17 protein-coding genes are annotated in these 21,185 nt (G+C 61.4%); 11 read left to right on the forward strand and 6 right to left on the reverse strand.

The features are described from left to right. Window positions 1-29 precede the first annotated feature (29 nt). Both DCO57_RS17730 and DCO57_RS17735 read right to left on the reverse strand, forming a co-directional pair. The gene (locus DCO57_RS17730) at window positions 30-1,541 is read right to left on the reverse strand and encodes an HlyD family efflux transporter periplasmic adaptor subunit (RefSeq protein ID WP_116700248.1); all 1,512 of its coding nucleotides are present in this window, start codon (window positions 1,539-1,541) and stop codon (window positions 30-32) included. A gap of 174 nt (window positions 1,542-1,715) precedes the next feature. Continuing rightward, window positions 1,716-2,378, reverse strand: a complete 663-nt coding sequence (locus DCO57_RS17735; RefSeq protein WP_116700249.1) for an outer membrane protein — start codon at window positions 2,376-2,378, stop codon at window positions 1,716-1,718. Window positions 2,379-2,743: 365 nt separating this feature from the next. On the opposite strand from DCO57_RS17735, the gene DCO57_RS17740 reads away from it, so the two are divergent. From DCO57_RS17740 to DCO57_RS17790, 11 genes are all read left to right on the forward strand, one after another. After that, the gene (locus tag DCO57_RS17740; RefSeq protein WP_116700250.1) at window positions 2,744-3,751 is read left to right on the forward strand and encodes a calcium/sodium antiporter; all 1,008 of its coding nucleotides are present in this window, start codon (window positions 2,744-2,746) and stop codon (window positions 3,749-3,751) included. A gap of 59 nt (window positions 3,752-3,810) precedes the next feature. Then, window positions 3,811-5,784 carry an excinuclease ABC subunit UvrC gene (uvrC, locus tag DCO57_RS17745; RefSeq protein WP_205756202.1) on the forward strand — a complete coding sequence of 658 codons (1,974 nt, stop codon included), beginning with the start codon at window positions 3,811-3,813 and terminating at the stop codon, window positions 5,782-5,784. Between the two features lie 163 nt (window positions 5,785-5,947). Beyond that, on the forward strand, window positions 5,948-7,507 hold the full coding sequence (locus tag DCO57_RS17750) for a sulfotransferase (protein WP_116700252.1): 1,560 nt from the start codon (window positions 5,948-5,950) through the stop codon (window positions 7,505-7,507). Between the two features lie 34 nt (window positions 7,508-7,541). Further along, window positions 7,542-8,651, forward strand: coding sequence for an endonuclease/exonuclease/phosphatase family protein (locus tag DCO57_RS17755; RefSeq protein WP_208978018.1), 1,110 nt, complete (start codon window positions 7,542-7,544; stop codon window positions 8,649-8,651). Window positions 8,652-8,743: 92 nt separating this feature from the next. Further along, entirely contained in the window at window positions 8,744-9,322 is a 579-nt protein-coding gene (locus DCO57_RS17760) for a thymidine kinase (protein WP_116700253.1), read from the forward strand. A gap of 185 nt (window positions 9,323-9,507) precedes the next feature. Next, window positions 9,508-9,948, forward strand: a complete 441-nt coding sequence (mscL, locus tag DCO57_RS17765) for a large conductance mechanosensitive channel protein MscL (RefSeq protein ID WP_116700254.1) — start codon at window positions 9,508-9,510, stop codon at window positions 9,946-9,948. 176 nt (window positions 9,949-10,124) lie between these two features. Further along, a complete protein-coding gene (locus tag DCO57_RS17770; RefSeq protein ID WP_208978019.1) occupies window positions 10,125-10,427 on the forward strand; it encodes an HlyU family transcriptional regulator in 303 nt (100 codons plus the stop codon). A gap of 108 nt (window positions 10,428-10,535) precedes the next feature. After that, window positions 10,536-11,108, forward strand: a complete 573-nt coding sequence (pgsA, locus tag DCO57_RS17775; protein ID WP_116700255.1) for a CDP-diacylglycerol--glycerol-3-phosphate 3-phosphatidyltransferase — start codon at window positions 10,536-10,538, stop codon at window positions 11,106-11,108. Between the two features lie 157 nt (window positions 11,109-11,265). Continuing rightward, window positions 11,266-11,517 carry a molybdopterin converting factor subunit 1 gene (gene moaD, locus DCO57_RS17780; protein ID WP_116700256.1) on the forward strand — a complete coding sequence of 84 codons (252 nt, stop codon included), beginning with the start codon at window positions 11,266-11,268 and terminating at the stop codon, window positions 11,515-11,517. A 3-nt stretch (window positions 11,518-11,520) separates the two neighbouring features. Further along, window positions 11,521-11,988 carry a molybdenum cofactor biosynthesis protein MoaE gene (locus DCO57_RS17785; RefSeq protein WP_116700257.1) on the forward strand — a complete coding sequence of 156 codons (468 nt, stop codon included), beginning with the start codon at window positions 11,521-11,523 and terminating at the stop codon, window positions 11,986-11,988. 97 nt (window positions 11,989-12,085) lie between these two features. After that, window positions 12,086-13,393 carry a multidrug effflux MFS transporter gene (locus DCO57_RS17790; protein WP_244287967.1) on the forward strand — a complete coding sequence of 436 codons (1,308 nt, stop codon included), beginning with the start codon at window positions 12,086-12,088 and terminating at the stop codon, window positions 13,391-13,393. 57 nt (window positions 13,394-13,450) lie between these two features. Here DCO57_RS17790 and DCO57_RS17795 read toward each other — a convergent pair whose 3' ends face one another. From DCO57_RS17795 to bcsA, 4 genes are all read right to left on the reverse strand, one after another. Beyond that, window positions 13,451-15,283 carry a cellulose synthase gene (locus DCO57_RS17795; RefSeq protein ID WP_133192705.1) on the reverse strand — a complete coding sequence of 611 codons (1,833 nt, stop codon included), beginning with the start codon at window positions 15,281-15,283 and terminating at the stop codon, window positions 13,451-13,453. A 206-nt stretch (window positions 15,284-15,489) separates the two neighbouring features. Next, on the reverse strand, window positions 15,490-16,569 hold the full coding sequence (locus tag DCO57_RS17800; RefSeq protein WP_116700260.1) for a glycosyl hydrolase family 8: 1,080 nt from the start codon (window positions 16,567-16,569) through the stop codon (window positions 15,490-15,492). Next, window positions 16,566-18,977 carry a cellulose biosynthesis cyclic di-GMP-binding regulatory protein BcsB gene (locus tag DCO57_RS17805; RefSeq protein WP_116700261.1) on the reverse strand — a complete coding sequence of 804 codons (2,412 nt, stop codon included), beginning with the start codon at window positions 18,975-18,977 and terminating at the stop codon, window positions 16,566-16,568. The genes DCO57_RS17800 and DCO57_RS17805 overlap by 4 nt, the downstream gene beginning before the upstream one ends. After that, window positions 18,974-21,172, reverse strand: coding sequence for a UDP-forming cellulose synthase catalytic subunit (bcsA, locus tag DCO57_RS17810; protein WP_116700262.1), 2,199 nt, complete (start codon window positions 21,170-21,172; stop codon window positions 18,974-18,976). Before bcsA ends, DCO57_RS17805 begins: the two co-directional genes overlap by 4 nt. Between the last annotated feature and the right edge of the window lie 13 nt (window positions 21,173-21,185).

The following is a 21,185-nucleotide window of genomic DNA, read 5'->3' on the forward strand; positions in this document are numbered from 1 at the left end:
CATCATGGCATCGGGAAACCGCATGGCCGTCAGCCGCTGCTTCCGGGCCGTTGTTCCAGCCGGTCGATCACATCTTTCGGCACCATGGGCTGCTGCAGCACGGCAAGCAGCCGCGCCTTGCGGTTTTCAGGCATGTCGGAGCTGTTCAGCCGTTCGATCAGCGCCGCGCGCCGTTCGGGATCGAGCGCGACCAGATCGCCCCGCGGATCCGGCTTTGCAGCATCGGGCCCCGGTGAAGTCCCGGGCTCCGGCTCCGCCGGTTCGCCAGTCCCTCCACCGCTGCGGCGCGGGATCACCTTCAGTCCCGTACCGAGCTGCGGCAGCCGCTCGCGGACATATTCCGCCCCGAAAGGCACATCCGTCAGGATGACCTCGTTGCCCATGCGCCGCAGCACGGTCGCACGGATTTCCCGGATACGATCGCCGTCGCCGACAATCAGCAAACGCCCGCCCTCGGTGACGGCCGCCGAGGGAACGACCGCGACCTGCTCGAGTTGTGGCTCTTCCACCTCCACCTTGACGAAATCGCCCGGGCGCAGGGCCGTTCCGGGGTCCAGTTCCAGCGTCGCGAAAAGGGTTCGCCCCGCCTCGCCTTCCGATACGACCGCGGCCGCCCGATCGATGTTGCCCGCGACTTCGAGAGACCGGCTGCCAAGCTGCAGCGTCACGGTTACCGGTGCCTTGATAAGATTGCCGTTGTCATCCAGAAGGCGCGAAAATTCGCTGGTCGACAGCGAGAACTTCGCCTCCAGGGCGGCGGGATCGATCAGCAGGGCCAGGGTTTCGGACTGGCTGACGCGCCTGCCAAGCGTGGCATTGACTTCGGACAGATTGCCGCTGAAGGGAGCCGTCAGCGCGGTTTCCCTGAGCACCCGCCGCGCTTCCTCCAGCGCGAACTGGGCGCGCTTCACGGTCAGGTCCATACGCTCGACGCGCTTGCGGGCCGTGATCACCGATTGCAGCCGATTGTTCAGCGACTGCTCCAGGGAGGCGACGGCAAGCTCCTCGGTTTCCACCTGGACCGCCGTCGAATAGCCCTTGTCCTTGAGCTGACGCTGACGTTCGCGGGACTGCCTGCGCAGATCCAGCTGCCGGCGGGCCGCCTCCAGCTCCTGTTCCGCACCGATGATCGCTTCCTCGGCTTCCGTCTTCTGCGCCTGCGCATCCGCCAGCGCGGCTTCCGCATCCAGCACCAGGAATTCGGCATTCGCCGGATCGATCCTCAGCAGCAGTTCCCCCTCGGCGACGGCAGCACCGTCCCGGAACTTGCTGGCCACATCCACCAGAAGGCCTTCGGAGCTGGCACGCAGCTGCAGGGTTCTCCAGCTCACGATCTCGCCGTAGGCCGTGGTCGTCGGCGTTACGGTTTGCGGTACAAGCTCGGCGACATTCACCGAGTAGCTGCGCTCGCGCGCGGGACGCTTGCGGACAGTCTCCTCCGCCGTCATCACGCTGTACAACCGGTAGGCACCGATACCGGCAAATCCGATCATCACCGCCATCAATGCCAGCCCCAGAAGTCCGCGCATCAGGAACCGCATTCACTTCTCCGATTGAAACCGATACGAAAAATTTCGGCACCGCAACGCCATCCGGCACCACATATCCATTTTATCATGCTTTCCGGAAGGAATTTTGAAAAGCTTGTAAATAGTTATAACAAAAAACCCGGCACCTTGCGGTGCCGGGCCGATCTTAACCGACTGTCGCCGTTCTCAGAATTTGTAGCCCAGACCGAGGCGAACCTGGGACGTGTTCAGATCCGAACTCACCGCGGTGCCGTTCAGATTGAAGTCCTGTTCGCCGAAATCCTGATACACATACTCGAATTTGGCGGTCACATTGTTGGTGATTGCCGCCTCGCCGCCGGCACCCAGCGTCCAGCCGAGAGCTGTCTTGCTGTCGCTGTCGCCGTTTCCGGAAACTTCCAGATCCGCAAGGGCCAGACCGCCGGCACCATAGACAAGATAGCGGTCGAAACTGTAGCCCAGACGGGCGCGGATATTCGAGTTCCAGTCAGACTTGGACTGGACCGTCAGACCGTTGCTGGTCTTGTTTTCCTCAAGGTCGGTCAGACTGAAATCCGCTTCCGCACCGATCACCACATTCGGCGTCACCTGGAAGTTGTAGCCTGTGTAAAGACCGCCTGAGACACCGTTGGCGTCGGTATCGAGACCGTTGTTGCCACCGGCGCGGTTGTCGAATTGTCCGAAGGCCCAGCCGAGATTGCCACCCACATAGAGCCCGGTCCAGTCGATGGACTGTTGTGGGGACGGAACCGCCTCATAGACCGGTGCCGGCGATTGCGGCAGGTCGGCTGCCAAAAGCGGCGTGGCCCCGGCCGTCAAAGCCAAACCTGCAAGTGCAAGACGTTTCATCACAGATACTCCAGATCCATATTGCTAAACTGAGTTGACCGAAATACGCCGGTCAATATTGAGCAGGAGGGCGGCATCGCCGCGTCCTCACACTCCCCACAGCGCAGATATGGGTAGCGTTTGTGGCGGATCAGGATTGAGATTTGGGAGTTTTGATGACGAATGACGGCAACATTCGGACACGATGAAAGATCGCTTAAGGCGATTGCATTTCGCATGGCCGCCCTGAAAAATTGCCACGTCACGCGATACATAGATGCTTGTCCCCGGCTTTCCCCATACCAATCTATTGCGTATAAGGCGCCCAACAGGTTGGCGCTCCCTCCCGCAGCCGCCTCACAGCAAACCCGGACCGGAATTCATAAATGCTCTTTGACTATGTAAGCCTCGCAGGCGGATTGGTTGTTCTGATTATCGCCGGTGATGTCTTGGTCAGGGGCTCTGTCGGGATTGCGCTTCGGCTGGGCATCCCGAATCTCGTCATCGGCCTGACGATTGTCGCCTTCGGCACATCCGCGCCGGAACTGGTGATTTCCCTCAAGGCGGGCCTGGAAGGGGCCGGGGGCATCGCCATCGGCAATGTCGTGGGCTCCAATATCGCCAATGTTCTCCTGGTGCTCGGCCTGCCTGCCATGATCGCGGCCACCCCTTGCGGCGAAAACGGCGCGACCCGCAACGCGACATTCATGGTGGCCGTCACTGTGGTGTTCATCGCCCTTTGTTTCTTCACGCCCATCGCACTTCCGGCCGGTCTCGTTCTGCTGGCGCTGCTGGCTGCCTTTCTGGTCGCGTCGACCATGACCGCCCGCAACCACCGCAAGGAACAGAAAGCCATCGCCGCGGCCGGTGCCGCCGTGGTTGCATCGGAGCCGGACGTCGCCGAGATTCTCGAAGATGTCGAGGATGTGCCGGATTCGGCCTGGGTTGCGGTCGCCTATATTCTCCTCGGTCTGGTCGGCCTGCCCCTCGGGGCGCATTTCACCATCTCGGGCGCGACATCGATCGCGACCGCCTGGGGAGTGAGCGAAGCGGTGATCGGCCTGACGGTCATCGCCCTCGGCACCTCTTTGCCGGAACTCGCGACAACCATCATGGCCGCCATCCGCCAGCACGGCGCGGTGGCGATCGGCAATGTCATCGGCTCCAACATCTTCAACCTGCTGGCGATCATCGGCATCACGGCCGTCATCGTCCCGATCGATGTGCCGGCGGAAGTGCTGCATTTCGACGTCTGGGTGATGCTGGCCTGCGCGCTGCTGCTGACCGCCTTCGCCGGTTTCCGGATCTGCCTCAACAAGATCTCCGGTCTGGCCATGACGCTCGCCTATGTCCTCTATATCGCGACCGTTTATTGCCTCGGACATGTCAGCTGACACGGTGTCGCAAGCAGCCGCCTCTTTCCCAAACGGCTTTCCGCGCTTAAATGTCAGCCATGCAGGAAAGCTCTGATTCCCCGAAACCGGCTGAAGGCCCGGCCGCCGAAGAGACCGCCCCCGTGAAGACGGGGGTTGAGGTGATCGCCGACGAGGTGAAACGCCTGCCCAACGGCCCCGGTGTCTACCGGATGCTCGACGACAAGGGCGAGGTTCTTTATGTCGGCAAGGCGCGCAGCCTGAAGAAACGGGTCACCAGCTACACCCGGCTACAGGGCCAGTCGAGCCGGATCCTGCGCATGATCATGGCAACGGCGGCCATGGAATTCGTCGTCACGAAGACCGAACCGGAAGCCCTGCTTCTCGAAGCCAATCTGATCAAGCGCCTGCGCCCGCGCTTCAACGTGCTGCTGCGGGACGACAAGTCCTTTCCCTACATCCTGGTGACCGGCGACCATGAAGCCCCGGCGATCGTCAAGCACCGGGGCGCCCGCAAGCGCAAGGGCGCATATTTCGGTCCCTTCGCATCCGCCGGTGCCGTCGACCGGACGATCAATGCCCTGCAGAAGGCCTTCCTGATCCGCACCTGCTCCGACAGCTACTACGAGAACCGCACCCGGCCCTGCCTCCAGTACCAGATCAAGCGCTGCTCGGCCCCCTGCACAGGGGAAATCGCCCCGGAGGACTATGCGGGCCTGGTCTCGGAGGCCAAGGCCTTCCTCTCCGGCCGCAGCCAGCTGATCAAGACCCAGCTCGCCCGCCAGATGGAAGCCGCGTCCGCCGATCTGGAGTTCGAGCGAGCGGCGATCTACCGCGACCGCCTGTCGGCTCTCTCCCACGTTCAGGCCCACCAGGGGATCAATCCGCAGACCGTTGAGGAAGCCGACGTTTTCGCCATCCATCAGGACGGCGGGCAGACCTGCGTGCAGGTGTTCTTCTTCCGCACCGGCCAGAACTGGGGCAACCGGGCCTATTTCCCGAAAGCCGACAAGTCCCTGGAGGAAGCGGACATCCTGGAGAGCTTTCTCGCCCAGTTCTACGACGACAAGCCCGCCCCGAAACAGATTCTCCTCTCCCACGCCCTTGGCGAACAGGAGCTTCTGGCCGAAGCCCTGAGCGAACGCTCCGGCCGGAAAATCGAGGTCGCGACACCCAGACGGGGCGAGAAGAAGGAGCTCGTCGATCACGCCCTGACCAACGCGCGCGAGGCCCTCGGGCGGCGCCTTGCCGAGACCTCAAGCCAGGCACGGCTTCTGAAAGGGGTCGCGGAAGCCTTCGGCCTCGCCGCCGTGCCCCGCCGCATCGAGGTCTACGACAACTCCCACATCATGGGTACCAATGCGGTCGGCGGCATGATCGTGGCCGGCGTGGAAGGCTTCGCCAAGGGCCAGTACCGCAAGTTCAACATCAAGTCCGAGGACCTGGTGCCCGGGGACGACTACGGCATGATGCGCGAGGTCCTCAGCCGCCGCTTTTCCCGCCTGCTGAAGGAACACGCCCGCGAAGAGCCGCCTGCGGCCGGGGACACCGCTGCCCGGGAGGATCCGGAGGCGACGGATGCGGCGCCGGCGACCGCCGACATGCCGGCCTGGCCGGATCTGCTTCTCATCGACGGCGGACAGGGCCAGCTGACGGCGGCGCGCGAGACCCTGGAAAGCCTCGGCATCACCGATGTGCCTCTTGTCGGCATCGCCAAGGGACCCGACCGCGACGCGGGGCGGGAGAAATTCTTCATGCCCGGACGCCAGTCCTTCATGCTTCCGGAACGCGATCCGGTACTCTATTTCGTCCAGCGCCTGCGCGACGAGGCCCACCGTTTCGCCATCGGCAGCCACCGCGCCCGCCGCAAGAAGGACATCACCCGGAACCCGCTGGACGAAATCGCCGGTGTCGGCCCGACGCGCAAAAAGGCCCTGCTGCGCCATTTCGGCACCGCCAAGGCCGTATCCAAGGCCGGGGTCGACGACCTGGCCGCCGTTCCGGGCATTTCCGAAGCCATCGCGAAACTGGTCTACGACCATTTCCACGAGTAGCCTGATCCGTCGAAGGGCCGTCGCCTTCGAAAACACCAACCATTTTCATGACGGACGGCACCTGCTAGAAGCTGCAGGACACATGCGGTGCCCGGGAGTTTCCCGCCGCACAAAAGCATCCTTTCAAACCCGCGCCGCCGCGCGGTGAACCGTTCGGAAAATAATGCAGCCCAATTCTGTCGAACATGCCTTTTCCCTGATCGCAGCCCGGAATTTCAACGAGGCGCTGCCGATGCTGCTGGATCTGGATGACCAGGCCCCCGGCAATCCGCGCATCAACTACGGGCTCGGCGTCTCCTATCTCTTTTTCGGTCAGGCGGAGCTCGCGGTTCCCCATCTGGCCGTGGCTGCGAAAGAGGTGAAAAAGGAAGCCCCGGTGTTCACGACGCTGGCCAGCGCCCTGAACATCAGCGGCCGGAACGAGGAGGCATTGCCGCACGCCCGCAGGGGCATCGCGCTCGATGCCAGGTCCGAATACGCCCATCGGGTCCTGGGCGACGTCTATACGGATCTGCGCCGCCCGGTCATGGCACGCCAGTCCTTCGAACAGGCCCTCAAGCTCGATCCGCAGTCCGTGCGCGCGCACCTTGGCCTTTACGAGCTTGAAACGACGCTGGGCAACACGGACGCCGCGGAAAGTCACATCGCCACGGCCTTCGGAATGGCACCTGACGATCCCCTCGTGCTGATCGCCGCCGCCAGATCCGGCGACGCCGCGTTCCGGGACAAGGTCCTTGCCCGTATCGAACCCATTCTCGCCACGGTCCCCGCCGGAGCCGCAATCCCGGACATCACGAGGCTCGCCTTTGCCGCCGGCCGGATCCACGACAGCCGCGGCGACACCGCCACGGCCTTCCGCTATTACGACGGCTACCGCACCGGACTTTACGGAAAATACGATCCGGCGCAGCAGAGCTGGTTCGTCAACACCTGCAAGACGGTATTCTCCCGCGCCTTTTTCGACGCGCGCAAGAACTTCGCCCTGAGCAGCGACCGGCCGGTTTTCGTGGTCGGCATGCCCCGTTCGGGCACCACCCTCGTCGAACAGATCATCGCCCGCCATCCCGACGCGGCCGGTGCGGGCGAAATGCCCTTTTTCCCCGACAGGATCCGGGAGATTTCCCGGGGCAGACCGCACACACCCGCATTCTTCGAATGGGCCTTGCGGCTCGACAAGCGGGAGGCCCAGCGCATCGGCCGCAAATATCTCTCCCTGCTCGAGGGCCAGGACAGGAAGGCCCGGCGGATCGTCGACAAGATGCCGCATAATTTCGAGCATCTCTGGCTGCTGGCCCTGTTGTTCCCGAATGCGCATTTCGTTCACATGACCCGGTCGCCGGCCGACACCTGCCTGTCGGTCTACACCACGCCGCTGTCCGCCCATCATGGCTACAACATCGACCAGGTCTCCCTCGGACATTATTACGGCCGCTATCTGGAGCTGATGAGACACTGGTCCAATGTGCTGCCGGTCGATATCCGCCAACAGTCCTATGAAGCGCTCGTGAACGGCCAGGAAGCGGAAAGCCGGGCCCTGCTCGATCATGCGGGGCTGAACTGGCATGCCGGCTGCCTGACACCTCCCGGTGCGGACACCCAGGTCTTCACCTTCAGCCGCGAACAGGTCCGCCAGCCCGTATATGCCTCCTCCATCGGCAGATGGAAAACATATCAGGACAGAATTCAGCCGCTTCTGGAGGCGCTCGGAGAGGCCGGCGAATGACCCCTGCATGGTTTCAACCGGGCATGATCGGCTCATGATGTTCAAAAACACTTCGAGACAGGGATCCACGCTCAGGTCGCTGCTGTCGTTCATCGGCTGGTGCGGTTGCCTTGGTGCCCTCGCCGCCTGCGCCCTGGGATTGGCCAATTTCGCGGCGCCCGGTTTCTGGCTCGCCGACAACATGAGTTTCTTCCTGAGACAGTTCCTCGCGGCCGGTCTTCTGGGCTGCCTTGGCGGAGCGCTCGGCTTTTTCGTGCGGCACCGCTTCGCGCTCCTGTACCGGATCGTATGGTTTCTGGCTGTGCTGTCTCTCCTGGGTCTTGCCGGACTGACCGGAGTCCGCACCCTGGCCAATACGGTCGAACCCGCCCCGCTGCGGGCGGGAAACGTGCCGCTCAAGGTCATTTCCATCAATCTCGAGCACCTGTTTCTGGGAGACGGCATCCTGCAGGCCTTTCTCGAAAGGGAAGCACCCGACATAGTCGTCCTTCAGGAAACCCTGTGGGGACTGCAGGAACGGCGCTGGCAGCGGCTGGGTCTGCCAGTCGGCAGTGCAGGAGAAAACGGCTTCCCTCCCTATCTCACGGTCGGGGAGCTGGGTGGCCTGGTTGTCTATTCCCGTTTCCCGGTGCGCCGGGAAACCTCGAAGGTCGTGCAGGGCGATCTGCCCCCCGGCGCCGACGTCTTTTACAACGCCGACCGGGAACTGCTGTCCCTGACGCTGGAAACGGATGCCGGACCGCTGCATCTTCTCGCCATCCATCCGGACAGTCCGCGAACGCAGGCCCGCTGGCAGAACAGGCGCCGCTATCTCGACGAGGCCGACGGGATTGTCAGCGCTCTGAAAGCGGAAAAGGACGGCCCCGTCCTGGCGATCGGCGACTGGAACAGTTCGCCCTGGTCCGCCCGGTTTCAGCAGTTCCTGACGGACAACGGACTGAAAACCGCCTATCCGGGACGCTGGCCGCAGACCACAAGGTTTTTCTACGATTACCGCCTGCACTGGATCCTGGGAGCGCCGGTTGACCAGTTCGCGGTTTCCGATGACATCCAGGTGCTCAGCGTGTCGACAGGCCCCGATATCGGGTCCGACCACCTGCCGCTGATCGTCGAGCTTGGGCTGACGCCACCGGACGGCACCTGAAAGATTGCCTGTGACTTCAACCGCAGGCTGTTTGAGACGCCGCCGCGGATTGGAAACAGTGTGCACATCCCAACCGATTCCCCTGCAGACCCATGGCCAAGATCTATTTCAACTACTCCGCGATGAATGCCGGCAAGTCGACGGCTCTCCTTCAGGCCGCCTATAACTACAAGGAGCGGGGCATGAACGCGCTCCTGCTCATCGCGGCGTTCGACGACCGCGCCGGCAAGGGCCGGGTCGCATCGCGGATCGGGCTGTCCGCCGAGGCGGATATCTTCTCCTCCGCCGACAATGTGCTCGACCATGTATCGAGGGCGCATGACACCGTGCCGGTGGATGCCGTCCTGGTCGACGAGGCCCAGTTCCTCACCGAGGATCAGGTGTGGCAACTCGCAGGGGTCGCCGACCGGATGCGCATTCCGGTGATGTGTTTCGGACTGCGCACCGATTTTCAGGGCAAGCTCTTTCCCGGCAGCGCCGCCCTGCTGGCCCTTGCGGACAATCTGAAGGAAATCAAGACCATCTGCTGGTGCGGCCGCAAGGCCACCATGACCGCCCGCCTGACCGGAGACGGCCGGATTGTCGAGGACGGCGATCAGGTCGTCATCGGCGGCAACGAGACCTACGTCTCCCTGTGCCGCAACCACTGGACACGACGGGACCTGGGGTAATCCCCCGCCCCCTTGCGCGGTGCCCGATTGCCCGGGCCGGCACCTCATCAAGGCATTGGAAAAACAGGCAATCTTTTTAACGCCCGGGAATGTGCTAGATTTCCGCCCGAAATGTCACACAAGAAACGCCTGTCACACACATTTTATTCCGGTGACCAGGTTCAAAAGAAAGATCAGGGCAGCAAATGATCAAGGAATTTCGGGACTTCATCGCCAAGGGCAACGTTATGGACCTTGCCGTCGGCATCATCATCGGTGCGGCCTTCACGGCAATCGTCTCCAGCCTGGTTACGGATCTCATCAATCCGGTCATCGGGCTGATGCTCGGCGGGATCGACTTCACGTCGATGTATATCGTTCTGTCCGGAGACGTGCCGGCCGGTGCCGGCCTGGAAGCCGCGCGGGAAAGCGGCGCGGCGGTGTTCGCCTACGGAGCGTTTCTCACCGCATGTATCAACTTCCTGATCATCGCCTATGTCGTCTTCATGCTCGTCAAGGCGGTCAACAAGATCAAGGCAGCGGCGGAAAAGCCGGACGATGTGGAGCCTGAAGTCGAAACCGGCCCGTCGGAACTGGACGTCCTGATCGACATCCGCAACCAGCTTCGCGGCGGCGCCGCGCAATAACGCCCGGCGGCGAAAGCAGGCTCAACGGCCGGCAATGTGCCGGTAGCGACATTCGGTCCGGCGCGGAGACAACACCGCGCCGGACCGGCCCATCTCTCACAATCCCCTTTCGTCATGACAACTCTTGCCTTGAAGCGCTGCCCGCGCGCTCTTAAAAGAGGGCAAACGGATCAGCAATGGGTGGCAGAATGCTCGGCAAGTTGTTCAAATCCCTCTTCGGTTCCTCGGGCGAGGGCGAAAAATCCGCTTCGAAGAGCACGACGGTCGTCTATAACGAATATGAGATCATCGCGGAGCCGCAGCTCTCGAACAGTCAATGGCTGGTGGCCGGGCGGATCGAAAAGCAGATCGGCGATACGGTAAAGACCCATGTCTTCATCCGCGCCGATACCCTGCCCGATGAGCAGGGTGCGGCGAACGAAATGATCCGCAAGGCGAAAATGATGATTGACCAGCAGGGCGATAGCATATTCGATTGAGCTGTCGGGCGGACGGGGCCGAAACACCGCCGTGCGAACGCCTCCCCGGGCCATCTCGGGCCCCTGACGACCAGGGTGTGAACTCCTGCCTGAAATCTGAAAGCCGACATGACACGACACGTAGTTCTCAGCCTGCCCAATCTTCTGACCTACGGCCGCATACTGGCGGTACCGGCGGTTGCGGCCTGTTTTTACTTCGAGGGCAACACACCGCGCTGGATCGCGCTGGGCATCTTCATCCTGGCCGCCGTGACCGACTTTTTCGACGGATATCTGGCACGTGCCTGGCAACAGCAATCCGCTCTGGGGCGCATGCTGGACCCGATCGCAGACAAGCTGCTGGTCTCCGTCTGCCTGCTGATTCTGGCCGGGGACGGCACGATCGGCGGCTGGTCCATGATCGCCGCGATCATCATCCTGTGCCGCGAGATCCTTGTCTCGGGACTGCGGGAGTTTCTGGCAGAACTCCAGGTCAGCGTCCCGGTCACCAAGCTGGCGAAATGGAAGACCACGGTTCAGTTGATCGCCATCGCCTTCCTCCTGGCGGGGCCCGCCGGCGACACGGTTCTTCCGGGAACCACCCTGACCGGCCTCATTGCCCTCTGGCTTGCCGCCACACTGACCCTATATACGGGATACGATTATTTCCGGGCCGGTATCGGCCATCTCATCACCAAGTAGAAAGCCGGAGAGCGCAGCCGGAAGCCGGCCGGACAGCCCCTGTTGACCGGGATGCGCCATTCCGGGCGGCAGGACTTTCCCCGCCTGACAAGTCAAGTTAAGCTCGCCGGATCCGGTTCACGCACTTCGGCGTCTCCGGCACATCATTGAGGGTCTCATGAACATTCGTTATTTCGCCTGGGTCCGTGAACGGGTCGGCGTCGAAGAAGAAACGATTGAGGTTCCGGGCGGGGTGAAAACCGTCGCCGATCTGATCTCGCATTTGAAAACCCTGGACGACAACCACGCTGCCGCCTTCGAGGAGGAGGACGCCATCCGGGTTGCACTCGACCAGCTGCACGTGGAAGCGGACACCGCTCTTGGCGACGCCAGAGAGGTCGCCTTCTTCCCGCCGATGACGGGTGGTTGAACCATGCAGGTGACACCGCTTGTCAGGGTCCAGGCAGAGGATTTCGACGCCGGGGCGGAAACGCGCCGGCTGACATCCGGCCGCAAGGATGTCGGAGCCCTCGTAACCTTCACCGGTCTGTGCCGCGACGAGGCGGGAACGCTTGAGGCGCTGGAACTGGAACACTACCCCGGCATGGCCGAAGCCGAGCTGACACGCATCGCCGAGGAGGCCGTCCACCGCTGGCCCCTCACCGGCCTGAGCGTCATTCATCGCTTCGGAAAGATCGCGCCGGGCGAAAACATCGTGCTGGTCGTTGCCGCCTCGGCGCATCGGCGTGCGGCTTTCGAGGCCGCGGACTTTCTTATGGATTTCCTGAAAACCAGGGCTCCTTTCTGGAAGAAGGAGCATCTCCGCTCCGGTGCCGGCAGCACCTGGGTGAACACCAAAGCGGGCGACGAGGAAGATGCCGCGCGGTGGTCCCCGACCTGACCCGGACCGGCCGCGTTTCCGACTGTTGACGGCATAATCCTCCATGCCCTCCCCGGCGCCAGACAGCGTCATTTTCTTTCGAATTGGTCCCTGTTCCGTGAAAAATAACGAAGATATTTCCAGCAGCCCGGCAGCGCAGACCGGCTCCGGCAGCTACCGCGAAGTCCTGCGCGAACCCGGCATTCCATTCGCCGAGTTCGTGGCCATCATCGCGATGATCATGGCGCTCAACGCCATGGCCATCGACGTGATGCTTCCCGCCTTGCCGGCCATCGCCAACGCGCTTGACATTGCCGCGGACAACGACCGGCAACTCATTCTTCTCGTCTATCTGATCGGTTTCGGAGGCGGACAGCTGTTTTTCGGCCCGGTCGCGGACAACGTCGGCCGGCGCAAGGTCCTGATCGGCGGGCTGGCGCTCTACAGTCTGGCCAGTGTCGTCTGCATTTTCGCGATGGATGTCGATCATCTGCTGATCGCACGTGCGCTGCAGGGCATCGGCTGCGCTGCCGCCCGAGTTGCGGCGCTTTCCGTCGTTCGCGATTGCTACACCGGCCGGCGCATGGGCAAGGTCATGTCGCTGGTCATGATGGTCTTCATGTCCGTCCCCGTCGTCGCGCCCTCCATCGGCCAGGCCCTCCTGCTTGTCGCCGGCTGGCACTGGATCTTCGCCCTGCTGCTGCTGTCCGGCGTTGTGATGCTGCTGTGGACCGGTTTTCGCCTGCCCGAAACCCTGGAGCCGGAAAACCGGCGTCCCCTGGTTTTCTCCACGATCTCCAGCGCCTACCTGATGGCCCTGACGACACGCGTCAGCCTTGGATATACAGTCGGCACCGCATTTGTGTTCGGCGGCCTGTTCTCCTTCCTCGCCATGTCGCAGCAGATCTTTGTCGACATTTTCGACCTGGGAACATTGTTCCCGATCGTATTCGCCGCAATCGCCACCACCATGGCCGCGGCCTCCTTCCTGAATTCCCAGCTCGTGGAAGCCATCGGCATGCGCCGCCTCTCCCATGCCGCCGCGGTGATCTACACCCTGACAGGCATGACGATCCTGCTGCTTGCCGCTTTCGGCTACGAGAATTTCTGGATCTTCCTGGTCCTGGTGACCATCATCATGACGACGTTCGGCTTCATCGGCGCGAATTTCAACACCATGGCCATGGAGCCGCTTGGCGCCATCGCCGGGACCGCCTCTTCCGTGATCGGCTTCGTCAGCACCCTGGGCGGTGCGCTTCTGGGCTATATCATGGGCCAGCTCTTCGACGGCACGACCCTGCCCCTCGGGCTGGCCTACACGGTCTACGGCCTGTGCGCCATCGGCTGCATCCTCTATGCCGAAGGCGGCCGCATGTTCCATGCGGTCGAACGCGGGGCGTCCCCGGACCAGGGCGCCGGATCGTAGCAAACAAAACAACAGGCAGGCGGCCGGTCCAAAGAGGATACCGGCTGCCCCGCCAGATCAGTCATGAATTTCTTTGGAACGCCCTCGCCGCAGATCATGGGTGTCGGTGACGCCCTTTTTCCCGTCGCTGTAGCCAGCTGACGCGAGAGCTTCGAACACCTGCAATGCATCTTCATAGCGCCCCATCTGGGCATAGGCGTAACCGCGCAAAAGCATCAGATCGACCTGTTCGGGCTCATATCTGCGGCGCTCGTCGAGCGTGAGCAATGTTTCCGTGTAGCGCCCGGCTTCGAAAGCGGCGCTTGCGCGTTTGGACAGCAGACTGAGCTGCAGTTCGCGCGTCCGCACGGGGGACATCCGGCCCTGTGTTGCCGCGACGGAGGCCCGTTCGACCAGACCAAGTCTGAGATAGGCCAGGCTTTGTCCATAGGCGGCATCGCTTCGCGTGGTTTCGCTTGCCGCCGACAGGGCCACCGCAAAAACGTCAACCGCCTCGAGAGGCCGGTTCCGGTTCATGAGGCACCACCCGCGGGAAAGCGCCGCTGCAGGAGAGAGAGCCGAAGGCGGAACGTATCTGTCGCAATTGGAAGCGGCCACTCCGGCACGGGCCTGGCCGCTGCGGCTGACGGGCGCGCTCTTTTGCGCCAGGCTACCTGCAAGAGCCGCGATCCTCGCGGAGCGGTCCGACCAATGCGCAACCAGGGTTTCGAAGCGGCTGCGCTCCTCCAGCTTGCGCAGTGCCAGAGCAAGACCATAGGCAGCGGCCTCGTCGCTCGCATCCCACCTCAGGGCAACCTGAAACCAGTCCGCAGCGGTTTTGCTCTGTCCGATCTCGTAGGCATACCAGCCGATCTGGCGCGCAGCATTGGAATCCCTGGCTTTGGCCACCGCCTGCACGATCGTCTCGAAGACACTGGCATCGATTTTTTCCCTGGGCTCCTGCGCCAGGATAGCGGATACGGCCGCGAGATAGTTCGCCCGGTCCCGGGCCGACGTGTCCCACCAGGGCCGCAGCACCGCTTCGGCCTGCGTCGCTTTCCCGGCGCCGATCAGCGCCAGTCCCAGCCCCTGTGCGGCTTCTTCGGATTTGTTGCGCAACGAGGCTTTCCGGAACCAGTCTTCAGAAACCGCAAAGTTCTTCTGTTCCAGGAAATACCAGCCCAGCAACAGCGCATCTTCATCGGTGTCTTCCGCATCGGCGATCTGTTCGATCCGCGCGAGATCCTCCGGATTGGCCGCCTTTCCGTTTTTCAGGCTGCGCGCGATGCTCAGTCGGACCAGATCGTTGCGAACCGCCTCGAACTCACCCTGCCCGTCCGCCTTCAGCCGCTCTTCCGCTATCAACTGATCGATATCCGCATCCGGCAGCACATCTATGGCCTTGCGGATGGTGGAGATCCGCTCGGAAGGAACATCGCAGTTTTTCAGGATATAGAAATAGGCGTCTTTCGCGCGGTCAATCTTGTCCTCCTTGATGAAGGCGTCTGCCAACCGCCACAGGACATCGACATTCGCGCAGGTCAACAGCTCCGGATTGTTGGCGGCGATCCGTATGACCGTGGTGTACTGTTCAAGATGAGACGCGTTGACGAGACGGCTCCGGGCTTCGGCAGTGTCCAGTTTTTCCAGCATATCCTCCGGCGGAGACCAATCCGGATCGGCCTGCCGTCGCTCGTCTATCAGCCGTCGCAGTTCGGAGTATTCTCCCTCGGCAAAGGCCTTCCACATCCGGTCCAGCTCGGGATCGCTTGCAATCTGCAGCGAAGCCAGATCCTCCGGTGGGGTCCAGTCGGGATACAGGTTCTGGAGCCTCTCGATTTCCTTTTTCAGCCGCGTCGTGTCACCGGACTGGGCGAAATATCGCAGCCCCGCCAGATCGGCCGGCGACAATTGCGTTTCCCCTGAACCGTCGTTCTTTTCAGGTCCACGGCCCGCATTTGAATGACCGGCGGCACCAAAACCCGGACGTTCGTCAACACTTTGCTGCGCAGACGTATTGTCTGCGGCCGTTGCCGAAAACAATGACTGGTCCGCGGACAGCACGGAGTGAACGGAAAATCCCGCGCCAAGCATCAATACGGAAATGACGATCCATCTCATAGGCACACCGGATGCCGTTCGGCGAGAAACGACAGGACAAGAAGGTGGAGTGTCGAAGGGTAGTAGCTGGTCGGCTGAAACGTTTTCACGTCATCCGGCAGCGGTTTTCCTTCGAAAATGCATTCAAGAGCCGCACCAATGGAAACATAGCCCGGATCGGTTAACGTTTCGGTCTGCTTGCCGGACAGAACATTGACGAGCCGGAGGGCCCTGTCGGGCCCGCCCATGAATTTCACGAACGGCTCGAGGAGCCCCGCGGTTTCGTTGCCGGCGCGGATAAGGTAGAGCGGGATGCGAATGGCATTGTAGCCGAAGTCGGTCGGAAAGCTGGCCGCCGGAGCAACGCCCTCATGCAGGCTTATCCAGTCGCTCGGCAGCATGTCCGCACCGAAACGCGCCTCTTGCAGAAGCTGGAGACCGTTGTTCGACAGCTCGTTCCAGTGCTCCGCCCCCGTCAGTTCGGCCAGAACCGGAATTGCCTCGAATATCCAGTACGACAGGTTGATTACCGGCCCGTCCTTGCCGTCTTCGGCGCCGAAGCCGCTGGCCGCCGGCCGCAGAAGCCATTTCCCGTCATGCTGGAAAACAAGGTTCAGGGCGATTGCATCCGCGATGTTCCTGGCAGGCACCTCCAGTTCGGGCCGTGCCCAGTTCCTTGCCGCAAGAGCCAGACTGTAGGCGACAAGCACATCCCCGTCGGACGCGTTGTTGATGTCCTTTATGTGCGGTTCCGTCGCCGGGTCCCATTTCCAGGCAATCAGGCCATCGTCGCGCAACCGCATGTTCGTCTCGGTGAACGACCAGATCTGGTCGAAGGTCACCTGATCGTTCGAAAGATAGGCAAGCAGCAGACCGTATCCCTGGCTCTCGCTATGACTGATATTGCCGTTCTCGTTGTCCACGACACGACCGCTGCTCGTGACGAAGCGGGAGACGTAGGAATACCACTCAGCCTGGCTGATGGTGCCGGGTTGAGGTTCATACACCTGCGCGGAGACGGAAATTGCCGAAGACGACAGCATGACGGTTGCCGAAACGATCCATTGCGCGAATTTTCCTGAAGCACCCTTTTTCACGATTGCCTCCCGAAGACCCTCAACAGGCCGGCCGTTGCGAGTCCCAGCAGCGTGACGACCACGAGAAGGGCCCCGCCAAAAACGATGATGTTCACCGAAACCCAGTTGGTAAGAATAAGGCGCGTGTTTCCAAAAGACAGGGGCTGGGTGACCGTGTATTCCACGGCCCCGCTCTGCTGCGAAAAAATCTCGTCAGAGTCAGTCTGAAGCGCGCTTACATCGCCGGCCAGTCCGGGCCAGCGATCCACGAGAACGTCAAGGTAACTGGACATGTCCTGTCCGTTCGGAGCGGAAACGACGGTCCAGGCGCCGCCCCGGTCCGGAGAGACATTTTGCGCAAACAGCAGGCTGGTCCCGACCGGCGGAGCATAAGCGACGCCCGTTCCCGGGGAGAACGACAGATTCTGCTGCGTCAGATCAAAACTGTTCTGAAGGGTTTGCAACAGGCGGTATATTCGCCCGCGCCACCCCTGTTCGGACAGTTTCTTGCGCCAGTTTTCCAGGGTTTCTTCATTGTCCCGGACCTCGCCCAGTGTCTTCTTTCGAGTAGGCGTGGAGTCCGCCCATGAAGACCTCGCGACATCGGCGAGGCCAACCTGAGACAGGGCCTGCTGGGGTATGTCGGCAATATTTCCCACAAAAATCGCGTTTGCTTCGGGCATTTCGGACGTCGAGACATCCGCCTCCAGCGCAATGGGCTTGCCCGCGGCGACTGCCAGACGGGACAGAAGCGTCGCTGCTGCCGAAAATGTGCCCGGGCGCGTGTCTCCAAGCACCAGATGGGTCTCGTCCGGAAGGGTGTCATACGGAAACCCGAAGCTGGCAAAGGAACTCAGGTCGGGAATGCGTCCGATGCGGGCAAACCGGGGGAACACCAGCTCGCTGGTATCGAACAGCACGAAGCGCAGATCCTGGTTTGCCGTTTGGCCCGGTGCGCAAACCTGATCTTCCCGGGTCTCGAAATTTCCTTCTATCGTGATCGTGTTGAGGCCCGGCCGCGCATGGCGCAGGGGAACCTTTATGGGCAGCCTGTTCATGATCGTGCCGCCGCGCTGGGTGATCGGAACGTTGGCTGCGAGTTCGTCGTTGACATAGATATTTATACTGCTGCCCGGAAGCACGCTGGGTGCGGATGCCGCGTTCAGCATGATCGTCAACTGCCCGTACGCCTTTGCATAGAAATCCGCAGGCAGGCCGAACGAGAGTTCCGTTCGAAAATGACGGCCGGAGAACTCGCGGCTTCCAAGTCCGAAATCCGAGAGACGGAATGTGGCCGCTTCGGTAATCAACGGCGGATCCGGCACGACGGCGTTTTGCGTCCGGAGCAGATCATCGGGTATTTCCGCGGCGATCTGCGTCGCAACGCTGGCAACACTGTCAACCGCCCTGGCAACATCATCCCAGGCGCCACCCGAAACGATCAGCGCGGAACCGCCTGCCCCCGGCAGGTTGGCAAATGAAGCGACCGGAGACCCGCCGAGTTGCTGGCGGATGGCGGGAAACACCGACAGCTGTTCGGCGGTTCCGAAATACACGGTCAGAGCCGCGGCATTGTCAGCAGGCGGCGACGTCATGACGGACATCGACTGGCGCGGCATGTCGGCGATCAGGGCGATGTTCTGTACCAGCCGCAACAACAGCTCATGCGAATTCATCTGCTCCAGGGCAGGTGCGACGAAATGGACGAGCGTCTGGCCTTCGCCATTGTTTCCAATGGCTGCTATGTCGGAAATCTGCCGCAGGCGCGATGCGCCGGCATTGTCGAACTGCAGAAACGTTCCGGCCGGATCGATGTCGGTCCAGAGATCGAAGGTGGATTCAACGCTGCAATCCGTTCTGTGACGCTGATCGACGGAAATGCTGAACAGGTTTCTGCCCGCATTGAGCAGACCGCCGGGGATCTCCACCTGAAGCTGCTTGCGCCGGTCCGGCGAGGAAATATGTTCCGAAAGGATCGGGTTTCCGTTGATCGACAGCCGGAGGAGCGATGCTTCAGGCGCGACGAGAATGGCGTTCCGGTAGGCGATCTGCAACGTCGCATCCGATGCGGCCTGTTCGGAGGTCAGGACAACGGACCAGGAGCGCGCCGCCATTTCACCGCGCATCTGCAATTGGGCATCCGGGACAATGAACCGCCGGAATGCCGACGGCGCCGCAACGACGCGAGGTTCGGCCTTCGGCGGGACGGCTGCATCCGCATCTTCTGCGGGACGCTTGTCCGCTCCGCCCGGTTCCGTGAGATAGGGAATATCCGCCGGCGGCGGCTGGTCGCGCTCCCGCGGCTGCTCAATGTCGGAACGTTCAGGCTCCATGCTGAAGGGAACCGGTTGAGCGTATCCGGTTGCCTGGGTGCAAAGGAAGGCCAGCAGGAACGTGCCTGCAAAAGGACGAAGGGAGAGCCGGGTCACACGCTTTCCTCCGGCGGTACGATGGCAGGGACCGGTGTCTTCGGCTTGCCGGCACGCGACATGAAGTAGGATATGCCGCGGGCGGTCTGGCGCAGGGCGATCCGGAGGAAACCCATGGTTCCCCCGACAACTCCCGGATTGGTGCGGCGGCGCTTCTGAAAGTCGCTCCATTTGGCCGAGTTCGCAAAGACCAGATCCGCGATGATCCGGTTATGCTGCGTGTTCTTCACCACATACTCGCAGCCGAATATCACTCCATCGGCAGTATTCTCCGTATGCCTGATCTTAACCGGCAGAATGTTTTCGGGAAGGTCGGCAAGGGGAACGATCCGGATTTCGACTTCATCGTCTTCCGAAATCGTCCGTGCGATTTTGCCAAGGACTTCGATACCCGCACCGCGGACGGAAACATCGCTGATGGTCGCCGGGAGCCATTCGCCGCCAACTTTCACCTCACACTTCCTGCTCACCTTCACGCGCTGGGTGGACTGCCGCTCGCCCCGCTCGGAAACGACGCCGAGCGCACATCCGGCCAGAATGACGTTGAGCAGGTTCCAGGCTCCCACGACAACCGTGATGTCCGCTTTGTACGGCTCCGTGAACAGACGCACCAGGGAGACGGCAACCCCGACCAGCAGAATGACGAAGATGATGAAAAACGGCAGGCTCAGTTCGGAGAGCCTGCTTTCGGAAATGGATTCGTCCTTCGCCGTCACCTTGAACGTCGGCTTGCTCGGATTGAGGATCACGGAAACCACTGCCGGCAGAAGGTGAACGGTCTGAATATATTCGTAAAGTTCGGAAATCAGCGGCCACCGGAAACGCCCGTACAGGTAATTCTGAAGAAGCATGTTCACGACCATGTACACAGACGTATAGACAAAGAAATCCCGCCCGGAGGCATCGAATATCTGCAAGTCGAAGAACAGATAACACAGCGGAGCAACCAGAAAGATCATCCGCGCAAAAGGAAACAGCCAGAACAGCGAGGACGAAAGGTAGCAGAGCATTTGGGGGAAGCTCAGCCCGAATTTCAGGAGAGGAAAGTGAAACCGCAGGATCTGCATCATGCCCTGAGCCCAACGGCTTCGCTGTCCGATGAAGCTTGAAAAGGTGGCCGGCTGCAATCCGGCAATCAGCGGCCGGTCGATATAGATGCTGTTCCAGCCACGGGCATGCAGGTTAACGGCTGTTTCGCAGTCTTCGGTGATGGTCACGCCGCTGAAGCCGTTGGTCTCCTCCAGCGCCTTTCTGCGCAGCAACGCTGCCGAGCCGCAAAAGAACGATGCGTTCCATTTGTCCAGTCCCCTCTGAATGATGCCGTAGAACATTTCGTTCTCCGACGGCATCTTCTTGAATGTCTGGAGATTTCTTTCCAGCGGATCCGGATTCAGGAAGAAATGTGGCGTTTGAACCAGGAACAGCTTCGGGTCGTCGTTGAAGTAGCCGACTGTTTCCAGGAGAAAATCTCGCGAGGGGGCGTGATCGGCATCAAACACCACCACCACCTCCGCGGACGAATGAGCCAGGGCATTGTTCAGGTTGCCTGCCTTGGCGTGCTCGTTCTTGTCGCGGGTCAGATAGTGAGCGCCAAGGTTCTCGCACAGCAATTTCAGGGATTCATGCCTTTGCTGCGCCGCATGCGCGGCCTTCATGTCACTGGACGATCTCTTTTCCAGCGTACCGCCGTCATCCAGCAGCCAGACCTCCACCTTCTCCGGCGGGTATTCGATACCTTTTGCCGCCGAGATCGTACTTGCAAGCAGCTCTTCATCTTCATTGTATGTGGGGATGAATATGTCCACCGTGGGGAACTCTTCATCCTCCTTCAGCCGGCGCTGCGGACGGGAGTCCAGCGGCATGGCCACGATGAACATGCTCAGCCCGAGCATCATGATGCTGTAGAGCTCGGCCACATAAACCAGAATACCGGGAATGAAATCCTGAAGTTCCGTGACCGGCGGCAAGGTGCTGGTCGTACGCCAGTAAAGATAGCGCAGGATGATCGCGGAGCCGAATGCAAGCACGACGATGCGCAGGCTTCCCTTCGGGGCCAGAAGCTTGAGGACAACCAGCGAAACAAGTATGATCACGTCAATCGACAGCTGAGCCTGGGAGCTTATTGGCAGCGTTACCAATAAAACGTAGAAAAACGCCAGGATCGCCCAGATTGTTACCTTGAAAAAATTGATCATCTTAGTTCACAAG

It is taken from the genome of Labrenzia sp. 011, assembly GCF_003075075.1.
GTDB lineage: Bacteria > Pseudomonadota > Alphaproteobacteria > Rhizobiales > Stappiaceae > Roseibium.